This is a genomic window from Pseudomonas sp. P4_C1, assembly GCF_056402155.1.
The window spans coordinates 1-22,740 of the sequence record NZ_JBFUHY010000044.1; the positions used below are offsets into that span (position 1 = coordinate 1).

Sequence of the window (22,740 nt, forward strand, 5' to 3'; positions counted from 1 at the left end):
GCCTTCGGCGACGTGGACCTGGCCGATCACGCCCATGTGGCCAGCGTGAGCGCGCCGTCCGGGGCGCTGGGGACGCTGGTGGCCAGTGTGAGCGATGAGAGCACCGGCGACGCGGTGGGCAGCGTGGGCTGGAGCTATACGCTGAACAACAGCGCGGCGCAGTACCTGGCCGAGGGCCAGACCAAGACCGAAGTGTTCACGGTGACGCTGACCGACGACGTCGGGGCGACGGTGACCAAGGACGTGACCATCACCCTGACTGGTAGCAACGACGCGCCAGCGCTCAGCTTCGCGACGGGCAATGAGGCCGGCGCGGTGCAGGAAGACACCACGCTCAGCGTCAGCGGCCAGTTCAGCTCGACCGACATCGATCACAATGCCACCGCCAGTTGGACCATCAATGGTTCGCCAACTGGAACCTATGGCTCGATCGCCGTCGACAGCACCGGCCAATGGACCTACACGCTGGCCAATGGCACTGATGGGGTCGCCAGTGCGGTGCAGTCACTGCAGGCCGGCGAGAGCCACAACGAAGTATTCAGCGTACAGGTCAGCGATGGCCTCGGCGGTGTCGACACCCAACTGGTGACCGTCACCGTCACCGGCAGCAACGATGCGCCGGTGCTCAGCTTCGCGACGGGCAATGAKGCCGGCGCGGTGCAGGAAGACASCACGCTCAGCGTCAGCGGCCAGTTCAGTTCGGCCGACATCGATAACGATGCCACGGCGACCTGGAGCATTGCGGGTACGGACACGGGCACCTTTGGCTCGATCGCCGTGGACCCCACCGGCCAGTGGACCTACACGCTGGCCAATGGCACCGATGGCGTTGCCAGTGCGGTGCAATCACTGCAGGCGGGCGAGAGCCACAACGAAGTGTTCAGCGTGCAGGTCAGTGATGGCCTGGGCGGCGTCGCCACCCAACTGGTGACCGTCACCATCACCGGCAGCAACGACGCGCCAGTGCTCAGCTTCGCGACCGGCAATGCTGCCGGCGCGGTGCAGGAAGACACCACGCTCAGCGTGAATGGTCAGTTCAGTTCGGCCGACATCGATCACGATGCCACGGCGAGCTGGAGCATTGTCGGGTCAAATACCGGCACCTTTGGCTCAATCGCCGTGGACCACACCGGCCAGTGGACTTATACGCTGGCCAATGGCACCAATGGGGTTGCCAGTGCSGTGCARKCGCTGCAGGCCGGCGAGAGTCACAACGAAGTGTTCACGGTGCAGGTCAGCGACGGCCTCGGCGGCGTCGACACACAGCTGGTGACCGTCACCATCACCGGCAGCAACGACGCGCCGGTGCTCGGTTTCGTGGCGGGCAACGAGGCCGGCGCGGTGCAGGAAGACACCACGCTCAGCGTCAGCGGCCAGTTCAGCGCGGCCGACATCGACCACGATGCCACGGCGACCTGGAGTATTGTCGGGTCAAATACCGGCACCTACGGCGCGATCGCCGTGGACCACGCCGGCCAATGGACCTACACCCTGGCCAATGGCACCGATGGGGTCGCCAGTGCGGTGCAGGCGCTGCAGGCTGGTGAGAGTCATGATGACGTGTTTACGGTGCAGGTCAGCGACGGCCTCGGCGGCGTCGCCACCCAGCTGGTGACCGTCACCATTAGCGGCAGCAACGACGCGCCCGTGCTCAGCTTCGTGACGGGCAACGAGGCCGGCGCGGTGCAGGAAGACACCACGCTCAGCGTCAGTGGCCAGTTCAGCACGACCGACATCGACCACGATGCCACGGCGAGCTGGAGTATTGTCGGGTCAAATACCGGCACCTACGGCGCGATCGCCGTGGACCACGCCGGCCAATGGACTTACACCCTGGCCAATGGCACCGATGGGGTCGCCAGTGCGGTGCAGGCGCTGCAGGCTGGTGAGAGTCATGATGACGTGTTTACGGTGCAGGTCAGCGACGGCCTGGGTGGCGTCGACACCCAGCTGGTGACCGTCACCATTACCGGCACCAACGACCAGCCGACGCTGACCATTACCGACCCGACCGGGGCGATGAATGAAGGCAACGGCGCGGCCACGCTGAGCGACAGCGGGGCGCTGAGCTTCGCCGACCTGGACAGCCACGACGTCGTGACGGTCAGCCAGACTTCTAACAATGACCTCGTCTGGAGCGGCGGCACCCTCGGTGCGGCGCAAGCCGCGGCGCTGGTGGCCGGTTTCTCGGTCGATCAGGCCGGCTGGACCTACAGCAGCAGCGAGAACCTGGACTTCCTGCGCGCCGGGGAAACCGTCAGCTTCTCCTACACCGTGATGGCGACCGACGACAGCAGCGCGGGCAACGCGGTCTCGGCGCCGCAAACGGTGACCATCACCCTGACCGGCACCAACGACCAGCCGACGCTGACCATCGGCGACCCGACCGGGGCGATGAACGAAGGCAACGGCGCGGCCACGCTGAGCGACAGCGGGGCGCTGAGCTTCGCCGACCTGGACAGCCACGACGTCGTCACGGTCAGTCAGAGTTCGAACCACGATATCGTCTGGAGCGGCGGCACCCTAGGGGCGGCGCAAGCCGCCGCACTGGTGGCCGGCTTCGCGGTCGATCAGGCCGGCTGGACCTACAGCAGCAGCGAGAACCTGGACTTCCTGCGGGCCGGGGAAACCATCAACTTCTCCTACACCGTGGTGGCCACTGACGACAGTGGCACGGCCAACGCGACCTCGGCGGCGCAAACGGTGACCATCACCCTCACTGGCACCAACGACCAGCCAACGCTGACCATCACCGACCCGACTGGGGCGATGAACGAAGGCAACGGCGCGGCCACGCTGAGCGACAGCGGCGCGCTGAGCTTCGCCGACCTGGACGTCAACGATGCAGTGACGGTCAGCCAGAGTGCCAACCACGACCTCGTCTGGAGCGGCGGCACCCTAGGGGCGGCGCAAGCCGCCGCACTGGTGGCCGGCTTCGCGGTCGATCAGGCCGGCTGGACCTACAGCAGCAGCGAGAACCTGGACTTCCTGCGCGCCGGGGAAACCATCAGTTTCTCCTACACCGTGGTGGCCACCGACGACAGCGGCACGGGCAACGCGACTTCGGCAGCGCAGACGGTGACGATCACCCTGACCGGGACCAATGACGCGCCCGTGCTCAGCTTCGTGGCAGGCAATGAGGCCGGCGCGGTGCAGGAAGACACCACGCTCAGCATGAATGGCCAGTTCAGCTCGGCCGACATCGACCACGGTGCCACGGCGAGCTGGAGTATTGTCGGGTCAAATACCGGCACCTACGGCGCGATCGCCGTGGACAACAGCGGCCAGTGGACCTACACGCTGGCCAATGGCACCGATGGGGTCGCCAGTGCGGTGCAGTCGCTGAAGGCAGGCGAGAGTCATAATGACGTGTTCACGGTGCAAGTCAGCGACGGCCTGGGCGGCGTCGACACCCAGCTGGTGACCGTCACCGTCACCGGCAGCAACGACGCGCCCGTGCTCAGCTTCGCGACMGGCAATGCTGCCGGCGCGGTGCAGGAAGACACCATGCTCAGCGTGAATGGCCAGTTCAGCTCGGCCGACATCGACCACGGTGCCACGGCGAGCTGGAGTATTGTCGGGTCAAATACCGGCACCTACGGCGCGATCGCCGTGGACAACAGCGGCCAGTGGACCTACACCCTGGCCAATGGCACCGATGGGGTCGCCAGTGCGGTGCAATCACTGCAGGCGGGCGAGAGTCACAACGAAGTGTTCAGCGTGCAGGTCAGCGATGGCCTCGGCGGTGTCGACACCCAGCTGGTGACCGTCACCGTCACCGGCAGCAACGACGCGCCAGTGCTCAGCTTCGCGACCGGCAATGCTGCCGGCGCGGTGCAGGAAGACACCAYGCTCAGCGTSAGTGGCCAGTTCAGCTCGGCCGACATCGATCACAATGCCACGGCGACCTGGAGCATCCATGGCGCGGCAACCGGCACCTACGGTTCGATCGCCGTGGACAACAGCGGCCAGTGGAYCTACACGCTGGCCAAYGGCASCGATGGGGTCGCCAGTGCGGTGCAGTCGCTGCAGGCGGGCGAGAGTCATAATGACGTGTTCACGGTGCAAGTCAGCGACGGCCTGGGCGGTGTGGCCACCCAGCTGGTGACCGTCACCGTCACCGGCAGCAACGACGCGCCCGTGCTCAGCTTCGCGACCGGCGATGAGGCCGGCGCGGTGCAGGAAGACACCAGGCTCAGCGTCAGCGGCCAGTTCAGTTCGGCCGACATCGATCACGATGCCACCGCCACTTGGAGTATTGCCGGGTCAAATACCGGCACCTACGGCGCGATCGCCGTGGACCCCACCGGCCAGTGGACCTACACGCTGGCCAATGGCACCAATGGGGCCGCCAGTGCGGTGCAGGCGCTGCAGGCCGGCGAGAGCCATGAGGATGTGTTCACGGTGCAAGTCAGCGACGGCCTCGGCGGCGTCGACACCCAGCTGGTGACCGTCACCGTCACCGGCAGCAACGACGCGCCCGTGCTCGGTTTCGTGGCGGGCAACGAGGCCGGCGCGGTGCAGGAAGACACCACGCTCAGCGTCAGCGGCCAGTTCAGCGCGGCCGACATCGATCACGATGCCACCGCCACTTGGAGTATTGCCGGGTCAAATACCGGCACCTACGGCTCGATCGCCGTGGACACCACCGGCCAATGGACCTACACGCTGGCCAACGGCACCGATGGGGTCGCCAGTGCGGTGCAGTCGCTGCAGGCGGGCGAGAGYCATRAKGAMGTGTTCASSGTGCARGTCAGCGAYGGCCTSGGCGGTGTSGMCACCCAGCTGGTGACCGTCACCGTCACCGGCAGCAACGACGCCGCCGTGCTGTCCTCGGCCAGCGTTACGCTGAGCGAAACCAATGCTCCGCTGACCACCAACGGCACCCTGACCATCAGCGACGTCGACAGCCCGGAAAGTTTCCAGGCCCAAACCAACACCGCCGGCAACTACGGCCAGTTCTCCATCGGCACCGGCGGTGCCTGGACCTATGTCGCCGACTCCGCCCACAACGAGTTCGCCGCCGGCACCACCTACACCGACACCTTCGCGGTGAGCAGTGCCGACGGCACCCTCACTTCAGTCACCGTGCATATCCTCGGCACCAACGATGCGGCCGTGCTGTCCTCGGCCAGCGTTACGCTGAGCGAAACCAATGCTCCGCTGACCACCGCTGGCAGCCTGACCATCAGCGACGTCGACAGCCCGGAAAGTTTCCAGGCGCAAACCAAYACCGCCGGCARCTACGGCCAGTTCTCCATCGGCACCGGCGGTGCCTGGACCTACGTCGCCAACTCCGCCCACAACGAGTTCGCCGCCGGCACCACCTACACCGACACCTTCGCGGTGAGCAGTGCCGATGGCACCCTCACTTCRGTCRCCGTGCATATCCTCGGCACCAACGATGCGGCCGTGCTGTCCGCCGACATCGCCAACCTCACCGAGACCAATGCTGCGCTGACCACCGCYGGYASCCTGACCATCAGCGACGTCGACAGCGCCGCAACCTTCGTCGCSCAAACCAACACCGCCGGCAGCTACGGCCAGTTCTCCATCGGCACCGGSGGTGCCTGGACCTACGTCGCCAGTTCCGCCCACAACGAGTTCGCCGCCGGCACCACCTACACCGACACCTTCGCGGTGAGCAGCGCCGACGGCACCCTCACTTCGGTCACCGTGCATATCCTCGGYAGCAACGATGCGGCCGTGCTGTCCGCCGACATCGCCAACCTCACCGAGACCAATGCTGCGCTGACCACCGCTGGCAGTCTGACCATCAGCGACGTCGACAGCGCCGCAGCCTTCGTCGCGCAAACCAACACCGCCGGCAGCTACGGCCAGTTCTCCATCGGCACCGGCGGTGCCTGGACCTACGTCGCCARYTCCGCCCACAACGAGTTCGCCGCCGGCACCACCTACACCGACACCTTCGCGGTGAGCAGTGCCGATGGCACCCTCACTTCGGTCACCGTGCATATCGCCGGCAGCAACGACACGCCGGTAATGACGGCTGGTGGGTCGCTGTCATACACAGAAAACCAGGCAGCGACGACGATCAACTCGGCGCTAACGATCACCGATGTCGACAGTAGCAACCTGACGGGCGCTACGGTATCGATCACCAGCAACTTCGCCACGGGTCAGGACGTACTCGCGTTCACCAACCAGAACGGCATTACCGGCAGCTACAACGCTGGCACTGGCGTGCTGACACTGACCGGAGCCGCTACGGTGGCGCAGTATCAGACCGCGCTGCGCTCGGTGACCTACTCCAACAGTAGCGACAACCCCTCAACAACGGCGCGCACGATTAGCTTCCAGGTGGATGATGGGGCAGCGGCCAACCATGCCAGTAATATCGCAACAACGACCGTCACGGTGTCGGCAGTCAACGACGCACCGACAACTTCCGGCCTGACCATAGCCGAGACGTCGATCAGCTTCGTCGCGACCGACCCGGACAATGCGACGCTGTCGCTGCAGAGTCCGTTTGCCGCAGCGTTCGGCAACCCCTCGATCACCAGCGGCGCCAGCACGAATCTGTCCCCCGCGGAACAGGGCTCCGTGGTGTCGGGTACCTTGCAGGTGAAAGATGGCAGTGTCTCGGCGAGCGTAGTGGAGCTCTATCTCGGCACAAGCGCGGGCAACAATTTCTCGGCGGGCAGCTCCGACACAGCGATCTATGGCTTCGGTGGCACGGACAATCTGTCCGGCGGTGCCGGTGCGGACTGGATTTTTGGCGGCGCGGGCAACGACGTGATCGTCGGCTCGGCCAATGACCGCCTGCTCGACGGCGGCACCGGAACCGATACCCTCAACGTCAGTGGAGTTTTTGTCAACGAGAGCGACGGCCAGATCGCGAATATTGAAAACGTTCAGATAACCACAGCTTCAGGAACGCTGATCCTGAACGCTCAAACCGAAAGCTTCACCATCTTTGGCACTTCGGGTGCCGATCAGATCGTCGCGGGCAGCGGGAATGACACAATCTTTGGCACTGACAACGACACACTGCTCGATGGCGGCACCGGTTCCGACACCCTGAGTACGGGTACCCTCTTCACGAGCACAAGCGACGGGCAGATTACGGGTATCGAGAATGTATTGATCGGAACGGCTGCGACCCTGAACCTCGCCAACCAGACCGAAGGCTTCACCATTACCGGTTCTTCGGGTGCCGACACCATCACCGGGGGGACAGGTGCAGACAGCATCAGTGCGGCAGGTGGCAACGACATCATCAGCGGTGCGCAGAACGACACGCTGCTCGACGGCGGAGCCAATACCGATACGCTCAACGTCAGCGCGAACTTCACCAGCGCCAGCAACGCCCAGATCGCCAATATCGAAAACGTGACGCTGACGACTTCCGGGCTGACGCTCAACCTTGGCAACCAGACCGAAGCCTTCAATATCAATGGTTCATCCGGCGTCGATAACATCAGCGGCGGCAGCGGGGCCGACACCATCAACGGCCAGGCGGGCAACGATACACTGACCGGTAATGGTGGGGTTGACCAATTCCGGTTGCGCACCAGCGGTGGCACGGACACGATCACCGACTACACGGACAGCACCGACAAAATTGGCTTCCTGGGGGGGGCCGTGACGGGCGGTGTCGGCTTCACAACCGCTGGGAGTTCGGCCGGTACAGCGCTTCTCTCCACCGACTTTCAAACCCGCAACAGCATCAGCAACATCAATAACAATGACGACAACAAGATTGATCTAATCGACGCGAGTTCGCAGACAACGTCACAGATCACAACCGGCATTGGCGGCGGTGCCACCAACACCTACGTGATCGTATTCAACTCGACGACAAGCAAGGGCGAAATCTGGTTTGACACAGACTGGAGCAATACGGCGAGTCGGGTACAAGTGGCAACGCTGAACACTGTTACGACGTTGGCCGGGGTCACTAACATCACAGCCTCAGACATCGTTGTCTACGACAATACCCTCGGTCCCGCAGGTGTTGCTGGCAGCCCGATTAACGTGGGCCTGGCCGATGCGGTGACTCGCGCGGACGTCGCGACGGTGACCATTTCCGGTCTTCCCACAGACTGGACCCTGAACCAGGGCACCGACAATGGCAACGGCACCTGGACGGTGGACAAGAGCAGCCTGGACACGCTGACGGTCACAACAGCAGCAGATTTCACGGGTGCCATGGTCTTGCCGGTCACGATGACCTGGACCAATGTCGATGGCACGGTGGATAGCGAAGTGATTCGCGACAACGTCGAAGCCTACGCCCCCGGCTCGCCGATCTTCGCCTTGTCGGCGGACGACAACCTGACCGGCTCAGGCGGCGCCGACCTGTTCGTCTTCGCCCAGCCAATCGGCAACAACGTCATTCACAGCTTCGATGCGGCGGCGGACAAGATCGACTTGATCGGCTTCACGGGCGTCAACGATTTTGCGGATGTGAGTATCGCCAACGACGCGAACGGCAATGCCGTGCTCAGCATCAGCGCCGACCAGACGATCACGGTCGACGGCGTGGATGCGGCGACGTTGAGCGCGGCCAACCTGCTGTTCGATGTGGACCCGGTCACGACCAATACGGGCACCATCACCATTGCTGACGGCGCGATCATGCCGTTCGGTGGCAGCATCGACAACAGCGGCACCATAGCGCTCGGCTCCACCGGCAGCGGAACCGATCTCGAGATTCTGTTCCGTGGCGCGACCTTGACCGGTGGCGGCCAGGTGCTGCTATCCGACAGCGCGCAGAACGTGATCTTTGGTGGCAGTGCCGACACGCTGCTCACCAATGCCGACAACACCATCTCCGGTGCTGGCCAATTGGGCGCGGGGCAGATGATGCTGGTCAACTCGGGCCTGATCCTTGCCAGCGGCGTCAATGCGCTGGTGATCGATACCGGTAGCAGCGCCGTCACCAACGCTGGCGTGCTGGAAGCCACCGGCAGCGGCGGATTGGTCATTGAAAGTGGGCTCGTCAACAGCGGTAGCCTGTGGGCGAACGATGGCAACATCACCGTCCACGCAGATGCCAGTGGCGCGGGAAGCGCGACTATCAGCGGTTCGGCGATACTGCAATTCGCTGCTGCCGCCGATCAGCATGTGACGTTCGACAGCGGCGCGGCAGGCACGCTCAAGCTCGATGTGTCGACGGCGTTCAGCGGCAGCGTCAGCGGTTTTGCCACGGGTGACACGCTGGACTTTGGCGATGTCGCATTCGGCGCCAACACACAGCTCACCTATGCCGCGAATGACACAGGCATCGGCGGGATGCTGAGCGTGAGCGACGGCACACATGTGGCGCAGGTCGCGCTGAATGGCCAATACGCGGCGGCGGGTTTGCAGGCGAACGCCGAGGGCGGCGGCAGTGAGCTGGCCTACGATGCCGCGGCGGCGAACCACACGATGCTGGGTGGCCAGGCCAACGACATTCTGGTCGGCGGTGCGGGTGATGATCTGTTCTTCGGCGGGCTGGGCGACGACACGCTCAACGGCGGCCTCGGCAACGATACCTTCGCGTTTGCTGCCGCAGGCTTCGGCAACGACTCGATCCAGGGTTTCGACGTCAATCCGGCCGGAGGGCAGGACTTGCTCAATATCGCGGGGCTGGGGATCAGCAGCGAGACGTTCGCTACCAGCGTGAGCATTGCGGCTGACGGGGCGGACACGGTGATCGGGATCGGAGTGGACTCTATTCGCCTCGTCGGTGTTAACAGTGCAGGCATCGATCAGACGGACTTTATCCTGACGACGTGATGCTTTTGCTGCTGGCCGCACGTCGCTACGCGGTTGCAGTCCCCATCGCGGGTAAATCCGCGATGGGGACTGTACGGGGTGTTTTTCTCCTCACTCCCCCCGGTATCTACGAAACCCGGGACGATTCATGCTGCTGGAACAATTTTTTCTATCTGGCGCTATTTCGATTCGAGATGGAGGCGTCGCTTGTATGCAATTCCTCAAGAATCTCGAGAAAAAGCTCTGCGCTTCGTGACAAGGGGCGAGAAGCCTCGGTTATTGCGCAGATGGTGTTATGGAACACGGGGCTGTCCGGTAACTCCCGCAATTCAAAGCGCGGGGCAATGAGTTCGACATAGTGCTCCGGTAGTAACCCGGCATAACCACCGCCCTCAACGAGCATCGCGATTGCTTCCAGCCCCGCGGCTTCGGGCCCTCGTTCAAAACCATGTGTAGCCAGCGTTTCTTCGACGAAGGGATGCGGTCGATAAACCAGTTGAGGTCGGAGATGCTTCTCGCCCGACGCTTGATTTGCTACATACACGCGATGGTCTTCGACGAACAGCTTTTGGTAATGAAAGGCTCGCTCTTTTTTGTACATCCCACGAATGGCCACCTGCACCCGTCGCTCGCGCAGTGCCTGGTTCAAGTTGGCAAAGGTCATCACGGCCACTTCTGCCTGAACGTTAGGAGCCCTTCGTCTCAGTTCTTTCAGCGCTTCGGCTAACCGGCAATTCGGATCAGCGAGCATATGCTCGACCGTTCCAATCGAGACGGTGCCGGATATCACGGCACGTACCGCATCAATTTCTGGCTTGATTCGCTCAAGAGAGTTAAGTGCATTCGTCGTTAACTCAAGCGCCACTCTCCCGGCCGCGCTCAGCTTGAAACCTGCCGGACCTCGCTCGCACAGACGCACACCCAGGCGTTCCTCAACCTCCTTGATATGCCTGCTGATCGAGGCTTTGGTCATATTCAGCCGGCGTTCAGCCGCAGCAAATCCCCCGGCTTCAGCGGCGGCACAAAAAATACGGAGAGAGCGCAAGTCACGCTCGGTCAGGTCGAATCGGTTCATGGATAAAAGGTATCAGATTCCAAGACCATATCGCTAATAAAGTGATTTTACTTGCGCTTTCGCACTGGCTAATTTGGTTCCAGCAACCTTCACAAATACAACACTCCAAGAAATGGGGGAACTGCATCATGACTACACACAGTCGCCGAAGCATCGTGAAAACCGTGCTCTTAACCTCGCTGGTTATCTGTACTTCCACCTTCGCATCAGCCCAGGCAAGCACGCTTGCCGACATCAAGCAGCGTGGCAAGCTGACAGTGGGTACCGAAGCCGCTTACGAACCTTATGAATTCGTTGAAAACGGTAAGGTTGTGGGTTACGGCCACGATATTCTGGAACAAATGGCCGCAAAACTCGGCGTCGAGCTGGAGCAGTTGAACTTGCCGTTCAACGGTTTGCTTCCCGGTTTGATGAGCAACAAATTTGATTTCGTGGCCACTTCCGTCGGGATCACACCTGAACGTGCCAAACGGTTCGCTTTCAGCCAGCCCATCGGTATCGTCCGCTCGCTGTTCGTAGTCAAGGCAGACAACACAACCATCAGCAAGCCTGAAGATGTAGCAGGCAAAGTGGTGGGAACCCAGATGGGTTCTTCAGCCCAACAAGCACTGCAGGAATACGAGCGAGAACTAAAAGCCAGCAAAGGGCAGGGCTACGCTGACCTCAAACTATTCCAGGGCTATCCCGACGTCGGCCTGGCGATTGCCAATGGCTCGATTGATGTAGGTGTTCTACCCAGTAACGTATTGGCTGTGCAAATGCGCCGTCAGCCGGACGTTTATAAAAYGGTTGGCGAAGTCGGCGATGCCAAGCTGTTGGCTTGGGTAGTCAATGCTAAAAATCCGGAAGTACGCACCTTTATCAACGAAACGCTTGATGAAATGCGTACTACGGGCAAGTTGGCCGAGCTACAGAAAAAATGGTTCGGCGAAACGCTGACATTACCGACTTCAGGGTATCTCCCTGACGCGGCCCTCTAAGTGGAGGGCCAGGTAATGATTAGCTGGTTGAGTGCGCACACCGCGCTGGGTCCGTTTTTCGATGGTTTGCTACAAGGCGCGGCAACAACATTTATCGCAAGCAGTCTGGCTTTTCTCGTAGGGCTCGGATTGGGCGTGCTTTTGCTTCTCCTGAGAGTCGCGGCGGGACCGATTGGCCGATACGCGGTGATGGTCTACGTCAGTGCCATCCGCGGCACACCGTTGCTGATTCAATTGCTTATCGCGTATTTCGTTGTGCCGGGCCTGATCGGTATTTCGCTGACACCACTGGAGGCGGGGATCCTGGCCCTGTCTTTCAATACGGCGGCCTACATCAGTGAAATCCTGCGGGGTGCTTTGACTTCGATTCCTCGAGGTCAGGTGGCAGCAGCCCAGGCACTGGGGATGCGAGCTCATCAGAAGTGGCGTTACGTGCTGTTGCCGCAGATGTTCCATCGCTCCATTCCTCCGCTGACCAACGAGTACACCGTACTGCTCAAAGCCTCATCACTGCTGTCGATCATTGCCGTCAGTGAGCTCGCTACCGTGGCTCGTAACGCGACGCTGCAAAGCGATCTGCCGCTGCAAGTGTTCAGCGCAACAGCGGTCGTTTACTTCCTTATTCTGCTGTGCGCTTCGTCGATCTCGCGACTCATCGAGCGCCGCCTTGCCAAGGTGATGCCAAATGCCCATTGATCTTGAGGTGGTCAATCACGCAATCCCCGCGTTGCTGCAGGGACTGAAAGTTACCGCGACGGTCAGTGCCATAGGCATTCCGCTGGGGATATTGATCGGAACTCTGTTCGCTTACATGGCCGATGCCGAGCATTGGCTGCCAAGATTGTTTGCCCGTTGTTATGTCGAACTTGTACGAAATGTACCGTTCCTGATCGTGGTGTACCTGCTGTTTTTCGGTCTGCCGCAGCTGGGAGTGCAAGCCTCTTCCTTTGCGATCGCCATTGGTGCCACTGCGTTCTATACGGCCGGGTATTTCAGTGAAATTCTGCGCGCCGCCTTGAAGAGCGTACCTGCCGGCCAGGCGCGCGCAGCTCGGTCACTGGGGTTTTCCGTTTGGCAGGTTCAACGCTACGTAGTCGTGCCGCAAAGCTTTGGCTACCTGATCCCGCCTACTACCAGCCTGATCATCATGATGTTCAAGGACACAGCGATCTTCTCGGTAACCAGTCTTCCTGAGCTCACCTATCAGAGCAATCTGATGACCGCTGACACCTTCGCTTACCTCGAAGTGCTTGGCACCGCTGCATTGCTCTATTGGCTGTCGAGCATTGTTCTCGATGCACTTGGACAAACTCTGGAAGCCCGCGAAAGACACTGGCGGCATCGCTAGAAAATCCCATCACTCAGGAGTTTTTTATGAAGAATCTTACCGTCGCTCCACGTACCAGCCATCAAACCCTGCTTTATTCAGAACTGATGACCGATCTGGAAAACCTTCAACAGGCGGATATTGCGGTGCTTGGCATGCCTTTCGGTTCGCCTTATGGCCCGCGCTCATACACCAACGACCAGACCAATGCGCCGCTGGCAATTCGTCAGCTCACCGACCGTATGGTGCGTGATCCGCGGCATTACGATTTCGATATCGATGGCCCGCTGCTGCAAGGTCGTAGCGATATCCGATTCATCGACTGTGGTGATGTGTTGCCCGATGTCGCCAAACCAGGTGAGCACTATGAACGTGCCGAGCAGGCCGTACGCCAGCTTCTCAAAGCCGGAGCGCTGCCGGTCATTCTTGGCGGTGACCACGGAATTACTACGCCGGTTTTACGGGCCTACGACAGTCTCGACCCGATCACCATCATCCATATCGATGCGCACCTTGACTGGCGCGACGACGTGAACGGGATCCGGGAGGGGTTGTCCAGCCCGATACGTCGTGCCTCCGAAATGGCCCATGTCGGCCGGATCTTCCAGATCGGACTGCGCGCCCAAGGCAGCGCACGCCCCGAGGATCTGGAGGTTGCGCGCGAGTATGGTGCGGAGTTGATCAGCGCCTATGAGTTGCATGAGATCGGCATGGACGCGGTGCTTTCGCGTATTCCCGATGGTGGAAACTACTACCTGACCATTGATGCCGACGGTCTCGATCCGACCATCATGCCCGCTGTCGATGGTCCGGCCCCGGGTGGCGTGACTTTTTTACAGGCACGCAAGCTCATTCACGGATTGGTGAAAAAAGGACGGGTAGTGGGTATGGATATCGTTGAAATCCAGCCGGGTAAAGACAACGCAAGCAACCTCACCTGCGTGACGGCGGGACGCTTGATTGTCAATCTGATCGGCGCCTCTATTCGCGCGGGGTATTTCGACAAATGATTCAGACCAACGCCGCGGTGTCATTGGTTTCACGCTTCGCTGCAGATGTTCAGCCCCACTGCATCAGAATGCGCGGAATCAATAAATGGTACGGAAATTTGCAAGTCCTCAAAGACTGCTCGACGCACGTCAGTAAAGGCGAAATTGTGGTGGTGTGCGGACCTTCAGGTTCAGGCAAGTCGACATTGATCAAGACGGTCAACGGCCTGGAGTCTTTTCAGAAAGGCGAAATCCTGGTGAATGGGCAGTCAATCGGCAGCGCAAAAACTGACCTGCCAAAGTTGCGCCAGCAAGTGGGCATGGTGTTTCAGCATTTCGAACTTTTCCCCCATATGTCGATCATCGAGAACCTCACGTTGCCACAAACGAAGGTACTCCATCGTCCGACAAACGATGCGAAAGCCAAAGCTCTGGCATTGCTTGAACGTGTGGGCCTCAGCGCACATGCCCACAAGTATCCTGCGCAACTCTCTGGTGGTCAGCAGCAGCGTGTTGCCATCGCCCGGGCGTTGTCGATGGATCCGGTCATCATGCTCTTCGATGAGCCAACCTCGGCACTGGACCCAGAGATGATCAACGAGGTGTTGGACGTGATGGTGTCGCTGGCCAAGGACGGCATGACAATGATGGTGGTCACCCATGAGATGGGCTTTGCTCGGCGCGTGGCAGATCGGGTGGTTTTCATGGAGGAGGGGATGATCATTGATGACACATCCTCTGAAGCATTCTTTAACGGGACGTCTTCGGAGCGAGCAAAGCTCTTCCTGTCGAAAATACTGGGGCACTGAGTTCCACGTTGTATCCAGCGTTCAATACGGAGTCAGTCAATTAAAGCTCGGTCAGCAGGTATCGATTATGGTTTGCCCTGCTGACTGACGCATTTCGTATTAGATCTGCTTCGCATCGCGTGACAATACCTACAACCAACAGTTAAACGATCTGAATACGGATATCCACTTAAGGTGGAAGTCTTTTGCATGGGTAGCTATTGGCCGTCTTCTGCCTACAGTCACCGGCAGATATTGCTTGCTGCTTGAGGGGCAACGGTGGCGGCAGCATGGAGCCAGCCCGGATGAAGTGAAGGTCAAGCGGGGGGAAATCCTTCAAGGCGCTGACCCTCCACATTCTGAGGCGGCGGTTCAAAAACTGTTACACGACGCCGGATTCGGGGACGCTACCCGTTTCTTCAGCCGCCTGTTGCTCATGTCCCCAGGGCCTGATCCGCGCTTTTTCGCCCCACCTGCCACTTTCGCCACAATCGGCGTGGATCTAAAGTCAGGGGCGCACCTTCAGGGGACTTCCAGTCATGTACAGCTCGCTTGCCATACCGAGCACCGCTCGCCAATTGCATGACCGTATCTATGCTGGCGAGATCATTCGCTTCACTGACCTGCAGCCCATGACGGCGCTGGTGGAATATACGCGTGCGTTCCTCGAAGACGCGCTGCATCCCTGGTCGCCGCAACAGATCCATCGCCATTTGAGCCACCCTGAGCAGACTGAGCGTTTTGCGAAAATCCAGAACGACTTCGCAGGCTCGGCTGAGGTCCAGCAGCGCTGGCAGGACGTCGTGCAAAGCCTTGGCATCGCCCCCGATACCCTGGCGTGCGATCGCCTGCATTTGCGTTTTCAGCCGCATTGCGAGCCAGGGCAGTCGACGCCGCGTGCCCGCACGACGGCCACCATCGCGTTTCACCGCGATACCTGGGGGTCGAATATCTATGCGCAGACCAACTGGTGGGCGCCCATCTATCCCATCTCGGCAGGGCGTACCATCGCCTTGTATCCAGGCCTCTGGCAGCGACCGCTGGGTAATTCGAGCGCAGATTTCGATATGCGCGCCATTTTGCAGCGATCCCATCGACACGGTCGCAATGCCGTGGATGCCGACGAAGCCATTGCGCATCTGCTGGAAGCGATCGGCCCGCAGGAGGGGATTGCCGTCGATATCGCTCCGGGGAGCCTGATCGCCTTTTCCGGTGCTCATGCCCATGCTGGCGTCGGCAATAGCACCGGGCTGACACGCATCTCTTTCGAGACCCGATCAATACTGATCGCCGACCTGTTGGCCGGATTGGGAGCGCCCAATGTCGATGGTCATGCGCCGTGGAAGACTATTGGACTGTTTCGCCGAATGAACGATGCGCAACGCCTGAACGAGATCCTTGGCTGCGGCTTTATCGAGCCCTATCTGCGGCCGGCAGAGCCCTGACGCTGGCGCCGGTAGTCGCTTGGGGAAAGACCGGTGTGCTTGCGAAATACAGGGGCGAAGTGGCTGGGGTTGGAGTAGCCGACTTCATTGGCGACAGTGATCACGCTCAGTTGTGTTTCGCGCAATAAGCGCCGTAACGCCTTGAACGAACAGATGTCCTGCGTTGCCTCGTCGAATAGAGACCGGCCCAGCAGCACCATGACCACTTCGAAAGGTTCGGGACTTAACCGTCTCTTATGTGGGACGCACAACATCAAAGGTGAATCGGAGCCGCGGTCCGGAAAAGAAACCGCGGCAACCGATCAATCAGGCGGCGGGGAGCAGGCCTTTCTGTTTGGCGACATGAGTCGCCAGTGCGTCCATCAAGTCCGGGGACAGGCAGTCATAGGGTTCCAGGCCGATCGAGCGCAAGCGCTCGCGGATAGCCTTCATTTGCGCTGGAGGTGTGCCGGTTTCGATGATGGAGGACACGAACGCCGCGAATCCCGGCGCGGCCCATCCGCGCTGTGGCGAAAGCTCGGTGTGGACGAAGTCCAGGCCATAAAACGCATGGTCCTTGTTCTCGATGCGCCCAAAGAGATGGGCGTGACACTGCTTGCAGGCGTGGCGCTGGATGGTGGCGGATTCGTCGACAATCGCCAGTTTTTCGCCGTGGGCAATGACGCTGACCTTATCTCGAGGCACCACGGCGATGACGGCGAATATCGCGTTTTGTGGTTTCCAGCATTTGCTGCAGCCGCACGCGTGGTTATGCAGCGTTTGTGCGTCGATCCTGACCTCGACCTTGTCGGTCGCACACAGGCATTGCAGGGTGCCACCTGTGAAATTCGCGGCGGCGGGTTGTATGCCATTGTCCAATGCAGGGTGAAGTTGCAAGGTGCTCATGCTGGCGTCTCCGTTTCAGGGTGTCAGACAAAAGTGCCTGGGGCCGTGCCCCAGACCGGTAGTTCATCGGAACTCCATGGCCGCGCGGATCGATTTGCCTTCCTGCATCCGATCGAACCGCGGCGGATTTCGAAAAGGACACAGTGCATAAACGACTGACCTCCTTCGGTGCGACCGGTCGGTTACCCAGATCAAGAATAGTCTGTGATGACGCCCCGAGCGCGGCCAGGACCCGCGCACGGGCGAGTGTGCCGAATTCAGATGGCATCCACGCACGTCAAAGGTTTTTCAGGTCTGCTTCTGGCCGTTTTCTGCCCAGCGTGAAGTGCAGCAACAGATCATGCTTAGATGTTGGGGTGGTAAAAAATGATACTGGTTGCGGCGGCCGTTGCGGCAGGAACTTCAGGGTATTGGCCAGGTCAATAGCGGCCCTGTATCGCAAATGCCGAACAGCGCTATGGTCTGTTTTACTGTAGGAGCTGGCTTGCCAGCGAAGAGGCCCGAAAGATAGATGGACAATTCAAGGCCACCTTCGCTGGCATGCCAGCGTCCGCCACTGATGCCAACCAAGCGTTTTCTGCCGGGTCTCATCCTGGCGTTCTGCGCCGTCGCGTCGCTTTGTTCGGTTGCTGCCGAGCGAAGAGCGCCCGCGCAAAGTAACAGCGCATCGACCACCCTGATCGAAACAGCCTCGCGGCAGTATGAAAATGGCCAGTTGGACCAGGCCGCCGCCACGTTGGAGCGTGCTCTGCATATCCAGCCGAACAATCCCGCGACGCTGCATTACCTCGGTGTGTTGCGTCTTCAGCAGGGGCAGTACCAACAGGCTGAAACCCTGGCGGCTCGCTCGAACATGCGGGTCGGTCGCAACGTCGAGTTGCGCAACCGCAACTTCCAATTGATCCAGGCGGCGCAGCAGGCCCAATCTTCGGGTAGCCCACCCAATGCCAAAGAGGATCTGGTCGCAGTACAGAAGGGGCTGGAAGAGGAGACCCAAAGGCGCCGCGAAGCAGAAAAGGCCGTTGCTGAACAATCCACTCCGGTCACTGGGCACGACGCTGGCAACTTCACTGTCGCAGAGACAGATCGGGTTGGGGAAGCACCGACGGATGGCAGAGCCGGGCCCGAAGGAAAATTGCAAATGGCTAATGTCGAGCCAGAGCGGGCGTATGCTGAGGTTGAGATTCCCCGCGGCCATATGCCGCCTCCGGGCAAATGCCGAATTTGGTTTCCTGATCGCCCGCCGGGGCATCAGCCCGCACCCGGCAAATGCAAGAAACTGCGATATCGGGTTCCGTCAGGGGCCTACCTGGTGCACGGTTGAGTTTGCGAGTGTGCACTTCTGGCCGATTTCTGCCCTTCGCGACGGGCAGAAATCGCCGTGGATCGACACGTGGTAAGCGTCGGCGATCGAGGAACTAAACGGTTTTGACCGCCAAAGTTTTTTGTCGACGATACAGAATCGTCGTCGCCGTGAACCCGCACACCGCCGCGAACATCAGCCAATAGGCAGGTGATGCCTTGTCGCCCGTGGCCTGGACAAGCAGCGTCGAGATTGCCGGGGTAAAACCGCCAAACACCGCGGTGGCCAAACTGAAGGCCAGTGAAAACCCGACTACCCGCACGTTCTGTGGCATGACTTCGGTCAGTGCCGCGACCATGGCGCCGTTGTAAATCCCAAAGAAGAATGAGAAGTACAGCAGCACAGCGAGCAGTCGTTCGAAACTCGCCGCCGCTGCCAGCCAGTGCATGGCGGGATAGGCGGTGAAGATGCACAGCAACGATATCGCCAGCAACAGTGGCCGACGGCCAATGCGGTCGGAGAGGGCGCCGCCGATAGGCAGCCAGATAAAGTTGCTGATGCCGACCAGCAGTGTGACCACCAGGCTGTCGGTGGTGCTCAGGTTCAGCACTGTCCTGCCAAACGTCGGTGTGTAGACCGTAATCAGGTAGAACGTGGTGGTGGTCATGGACGCCAGCAAGCCGCCCGCCAGTACGGTGCGCCAGTTGTCACGCATCGAGCGAAAAACTTCGCGAGTTGTTGGACGATGGCTGCGAGCAGTGAAGGCGGCGGTTTCTTCCAGTGAGCGGCGAATAACGAAAATGAACGGGATGATCACACAGCCAATGAAGAACGGAATACGCCAGCCCCAATCGGCGATTTCAGCGGCTTGCATCGTGGCATTGATCGTGTAGCCCAACGCGGCCGCGACGACGATCGCCACCTGTTGGCTGGCCGATTGCCAACTGGTGTAGAAACCGGTGTGACCGGGGGTGGAAATTTCCGACAGATACACGGAAACACCGCCCATTTCCGCGCCGGCGGAGAAGCCCTGTAGCAGCCTGCCCAACAACACTAGAATCGGTGCCGCCACGCCGATGGCGGCATAGCCCGGCACCAGAGCGATCAATACGGTACCGGCGGCCATGATCGACAGCGTCACGATCAGCCCTTTGCGACGGCCCACCTTGTCGATGTACGCCCCCAGCACAATGGCGCCTAACGGACGCATCAGGAATCCGGAGCCGAATACCGCGAAGGTCATCATCAGCGAGGCAAACTCGCTGGTGGCTGGAAAGAAGGTCTGGGAAATGTAGGTCGCGTAGAACCCGAACAGAAAGAAGTCGAACTGCTCGAGAAAGTTACCGCTGGTGACCCGCAAAATGGCGCCCAATTTGGACCCCTTGGCTCGGGTTGTTGCCGTTGTCGTTTTCATCATGGCTACCGTTATGCTCACTATTGTTTTTGGAATGAGTGTTTTAACCGTCAGTCGCTGCCGGCGTTGATCGGGTTGGGTTGACGCTTCTCGATGGCGTGTTTGAGCAGCGCTGCGCTGCGGAATATTCCATGGGCGAATTTGCTGTAGGGCATGGTCAAGAAAAACGCCATGACCAGGCCGAGATGGATAGCCAACATCAAGCCCAAGGCGCTGGTTTCGCGCAAAGCCAGTAGCGCCAGGCCGCTTGCGCTGACCAGAAACAGCAGCGCGATGAAGCCGCGATCCATGGGTTTTTGGTTCTCATCGCCGTGCGCAGGGTTGCGACGCAGGTTCAGCCAAAGAAGACCCGCCGGGCCGATCAGCAGGCCGATGCCACCGGCAATACCCAACATCACCGGCAAGCTGAAGATCGGATAAGGCGCCGACCACTTCAGCAAGTAGTGAAAGAGCGTGGCGACACCGGTAGCGGCGAAGCACAGCATGAAGCCGTAGAAGGTGAGGTGGTGGAATCGGCGTCGCCACAAGGTGAATTGATCGTCGGCGTTGTTGCAGCCTTCGCCATGGCCGCCGTCCAGGTATTTGAGCTTAGCGACGTTGGCTGTAGCCTCCAATGCAGCGGACGTTTTCAACGGCAGTGGCGCTGCGACCGGTGAAACGTTGCGCCAGAAGCGCCGTATACCCATGGTCAGGGCAAGTACCGCAAAGCCGAACACTGAACCGAACATCAGCGCCAGGGTGTTATGCGGGAAAATCTTGTAGAAGTTGCCCCCGGGAACGGCCGTGAACAGGTTGCCCATGAGCATCAGGGTCAGGCATAAAAACAAGGTCAGCCCCCCACCGGAAGCCAGTGCCAGGGTCAGGCCGTTGCGCTGATACAACCTGCCCATCACTTGCGGCCAGGCGTATTCGGCGTAAGTATCCAGGCGCACTTTGGCCATGGCTTTGGGTATGTTGACGTCGAATTCGTGTGGGGCGGCGTACTGACAGGCGTGCAGGCACGCGCCGCAGTTATGGCACAAGTTCGCCAGGTAATGGATGTCGGCCTGAGTGAATTCCAGACGCCGGGTCATCGCCGGAAATACCGCGCAAAAGCCTTCGCAATAACGGCAGGCATTGCAGATGGTCATCTGCCGCTGGACTTCACTTTCGTCAAGATTCAACACGGGGATTAACCCGCCCGACGCTTGGGGATCAAACAGTTGCATGTCGAGACTCCGTGTTTGCAGATGAGACGCCAAAGCCCACTGAAGCGGCCGCCTGCACACCGGCGATGCGGCCAAACGCGGTACCGATGGCCATGCCGATGCCGGCGGTGTAGCCCTTGCCCAGAACATTGCCGGCCATCATCTCTCCCGCGACGAACAGGTTGGGGCTCGCTTTGCCATTGAAATGCACGGCAGCGGTTTCGTCGGTGGCGAGGCCGAGGTAGGTGAACGTGACACCCGGTTTAAGCGGGTAGGCGTAGAAAGGTGGTTTCACCAATGGTCGCGCCCAATGGGTTTTTGCTGGCACCAGTCCTTGGGTGTGGCAGTCGTCCAACGCCGTGTGATCGAACGTGCCAACGCGGCAGGCGCTGTTGTAGTCCTCGACAGTCTTGACGAATTTTTCTTGAGGCAGCTTCAACTGGCGGGCAAGGTCTTGCAGAGTATTGGCGGTGGTTCCGGGAAAGACCGGCGGCATGAAGCAGCCGATGGCTTGTTGATCGATGATCGAATACGCCTGCTGACCGGGTTGTCCGGCCACCAGACGCCCCCAGATCGCATAACGTTTTGGCCAGAAATCCTCACCTTCGTCGTAGAAGCGTTCGCCATCACGATTGACCACTACACCCAGAGATACGCAGTCGATTCGGGTGCAGATGCCGCCGTCGTAGAGTGGCGCGCGGGCATCAATCGCGACCATGTGTGCTTGCGTCGGATCGCCAATCACATCTGCGCCAAGGTCCAGCATGCGCCGTAGCAAAATACCGGTGTTGAATCGAGTGCCCCGGATCAGGAAATTGTCCGATGGCCATTCACCGCGTTCGTTCTGACCCCAGGCTTCGCGCAGCCATTCACGGTTGGATTCGAAGCCGCCGGCCGCCAACACGCAGGCCCGGGCTTCAATGCGTTCTGCGGCGACACGCTGACCATCGACCTCATGTTCGCCCACGTGGGCGGCGACGAATTTTCCCTCATCCAATTCGATGTCGGTCACTTGCGTGTTGTAGCGAACTTTTACACCCAAGTGCTCGGCGCTGCGGTAATACGCATTGACCAGCGCTTTGCCGCCTCCCATAAAAAATGCATTGGTCCGCGCCACGTGCAGCGCGCCGGACAGCGGTGGCTGAAAATGCACGCCGTGTGAACGCATCCAATCGCGGCAAGAAGACGATGCCCGAATTGCAATGCGTGCAAGCTTTTCATCCGTGAGGCCACCGGTGACCTTCAACAGGTCTTGCCAGTATTCTTCCTCCGGATAGGCATCGATCAGCACGTCCTGCGGTTCGTCGTGCATGCACCGCAGGTTACGGGTGTGTTGGGAGTTGCCACCGCGCCAGATTTTCGCAGAGGCTTCCAGCAGCACCACGCTGGCGCCTGCTTCTCGCGCCATCAGAGCGGCGCACAAGGCAGCGTTGCCACCCCCTATGATTAAGACATCGATCATTATCGCTCCTCGATTTGCAAGGAAGCGGGAACGAAGTGCTCCTTGCGAGTGGGGAGAACGATAGGGTGGGGAAGGAGTGGCCGAAAGGCTGCTTTTGACGCGGGGTGTTTAGTTTTTCTAAAGGCTTTGTCGTCAGGAGAGACTTATGTGTCCGGGGTTGAA

The 22,740-nt window shown here is 60.2% G+C and carries 14 protein-coding genes and 1 pseudogene; 9 read left to right on the forward strand and 6 right to left on the reverse strand.

The genetic code is table 11. The features are described 5' to 3' along the window. Positions 1-9,744, forward strand: a 9,744-nt coding sequence (locus tag AC1DU9_RS20210) for a beta strand repeat-containing protein (protein ID WP_477810690.1), incomplete at its 5' end; no start/stop codon positions are given. A gap of 148 nt (positions 9,745-9,892) precedes the next feature. Here the strand turns inward: AC1DU9_RS20210 and AC1DU9_RS20215 are convergent. After that, positions 9,893-10,798 (reverse strand): LysR family transcriptional regulator, encoded by a 906-nt coding sequence (locus AC1DU9_RS20215; protein ID WP_223462617.1) that lies wholly within the window; start codon positions 10,796-10,798, stop codon positions 9,893-9,895. Positions 10,799-10,926: 128 nt separating this feature from the next. On the opposite strand from AC1DU9_RS20215, the gene AC1DU9_RS20220 reads away from it, so the two are divergent. The 7 genes and pseudogenes from AC1DU9_RS20220 to AC1DU9_RS20250 all read left to right on the forward strand — a co-directional run bounded on the left by AC1DU9_RS20220 (position 10,927) and on the right by AC1DU9_RS20250 (position 16,327). Continuing rightward, a complete protein-coding gene (locus tag AC1DU9_RS20220) occupies positions 10,927-11,778 on the forward strand; it encodes a transporter substrate-binding domain-containing protein (RefSeq protein WP_477810691.1) in 852 nt (283 codons plus the stop codon). Next, positions 11,779-12,474 carry an amino acid ABC transporter permease gene (locus AC1DU9_RS20225; RefSeq protein WP_223462615.1) on the forward strand — a complete coding sequence of 232 codons (696 nt, stop codon included), beginning with the start codon at positions 11,779-11,781 and terminating at the stop codon, positions 12,472-12,474. After that, complete coding sequence (locus AC1DU9_RS20230; RefSeq protein WP_223462614.1) at positions 12,464-13,126, forward strand: amino acid ABC transporter permease; 663 nt, start codon at positions 12,464-12,466, stop codon at positions 13,124-13,126. The genes AC1DU9_RS20225 and AC1DU9_RS20230 overlap by 11 nt, the downstream gene beginning before the upstream one ends. A gap of 26 nt (positions 13,127-13,152) precedes the next feature. Next, positions 13,153-14,115 carry an agmatinase gene (locus AC1DU9_RS20235; protein ID WP_108219494.1) on the forward strand — a complete coding sequence of 321 codons (963 nt, stop codon included), beginning with the start codon at positions 13,153-13,155 and terminating at the stop codon, positions 14,113-14,115. 68 nt (positions 14,116-14,183) lie between these two features. Continuing rightward, on the forward strand, positions 14,184-14,903 hold the full coding sequence (locus AC1DU9_RS20240) for an amino acid ABC transporter ATP-binding protein (protein ID WP_223462619.1): 720 nt from the start codon (positions 14,184-14,186) through the stop codon (positions 14,901-14,903). Positions 14,904-15,134: 231 nt separating this feature from the next. Next, a pseudogene (locus AC1DU9_RS20245) lies at positions 15,135-15,312 on the forward strand (SAM-dependent methyltransferase); the annotation flags it as partial. A 109-nt stretch (positions 15,313-15,421) separates the two neighbouring features. Continuing rightward, positions 15,422-16,327 (forward strand): hypothetical protein, encoded by a 906-nt coding sequence (locus AC1DU9_RS20250; protein ID WP_477810692.1) that lies wholly within the window; start codon positions 15,422-15,424, stop codon positions 16,325-16,327. Here AC1DU9_RS20250 and AC1DU9_RS20255 read toward each other — a convergent pair. Next, positions 16,303-16,527 carry a helix-turn-helix domain-containing protein gene (locus AC1DU9_RS20255; protein WP_317851128.1) on the reverse strand — a complete coding sequence of 75 codons (225 nt, stop codon included), beginning with the start codon at positions 16,525-16,527 and terminating at the stop codon, positions 16,303-16,305. The two genes, AC1DU9_RS20250 and AC1DU9_RS20255, sit on opposite strands and share 25 nt — an antisense overlap. A gap of 106 nt (positions 16,528-16,633) precedes the next feature. Then, positions 16,634-17,212, reverse strand: a complete 579-nt coding sequence (gene gfa / locus AC1DU9_RS20260) for an S-(hydroxymethyl)glutathione synthase (protein ID WP_223462612.1) — start codon at positions 17,210-17,212, stop codon at positions 16,634-16,636. A 559-nt stretch (positions 17,213-17,771) separates the two neighbouring features. Between gfa and AC1DU9_RS20265 the strand changes: the two genes are divergently transcribed. Continuing rightward, positions 17,772-18,536 carry a tetratricopeptide repeat protein gene (locus AC1DU9_RS20265; protein ID WP_477810693.1) on the forward strand — a complete coding sequence of 255 codons (765 nt, stop codon included), beginning with the start codon at positions 17,772-17,774 and terminating at the stop codon, positions 18,534-18,536. A gap of 94 nt (positions 18,537-18,630) precedes the next feature. On the opposite strand, the gene tcuC is transcribed toward AC1DU9_RS20265, so the two are convergent. Genes tcuC through tcuA form a run of 3 tightly spaced genes read right to left on the reverse strand, consistent with a single transcriptional unit; the run spans position 18,631 to position 22,578 of the window. After that, positions 18,631-19,932: a tricarballylate/proton symporter TcuC gene (gene tcuC, locus AC1DU9_RS20270; RefSeq protein WP_477810694.1), complete on the reverse strand. Its 1,302-nt coding sequence runs from the start codon at positions 19,930-19,932 to the stop codon at positions 18,631-18,633. Positions 19,933-19,979: 47 nt separating this feature from the next. Then, a complete protein-coding gene (tcuB, locus tag AC1DU9_RS20275; RefSeq protein WP_477810695.1) occupies positions 19,980-21,137 on the reverse strand; it encodes a tricarballylate utilization 4Fe-4S protein TcuB in 1,158 nt (385 codons plus the stop codon). Next, positions 21,124-22,578 carry an FAD-dependent tricarballylate dehydrogenase TcuA gene (gene tcuA, locus AC1DU9_RS20280; protein ID WP_223462608.1) on the reverse strand — a complete coding sequence of 485 codons (1,455 nt, stop codon included), beginning with the start codon at positions 22,576-22,578 and terminating at the stop codon, positions 21,124-21,126. Before tcuA ends, tcuB begins: the two co-directional genes overlap by 14 nt. Positions 22,579-22,740: the final 162 nt, after the last annotated feature.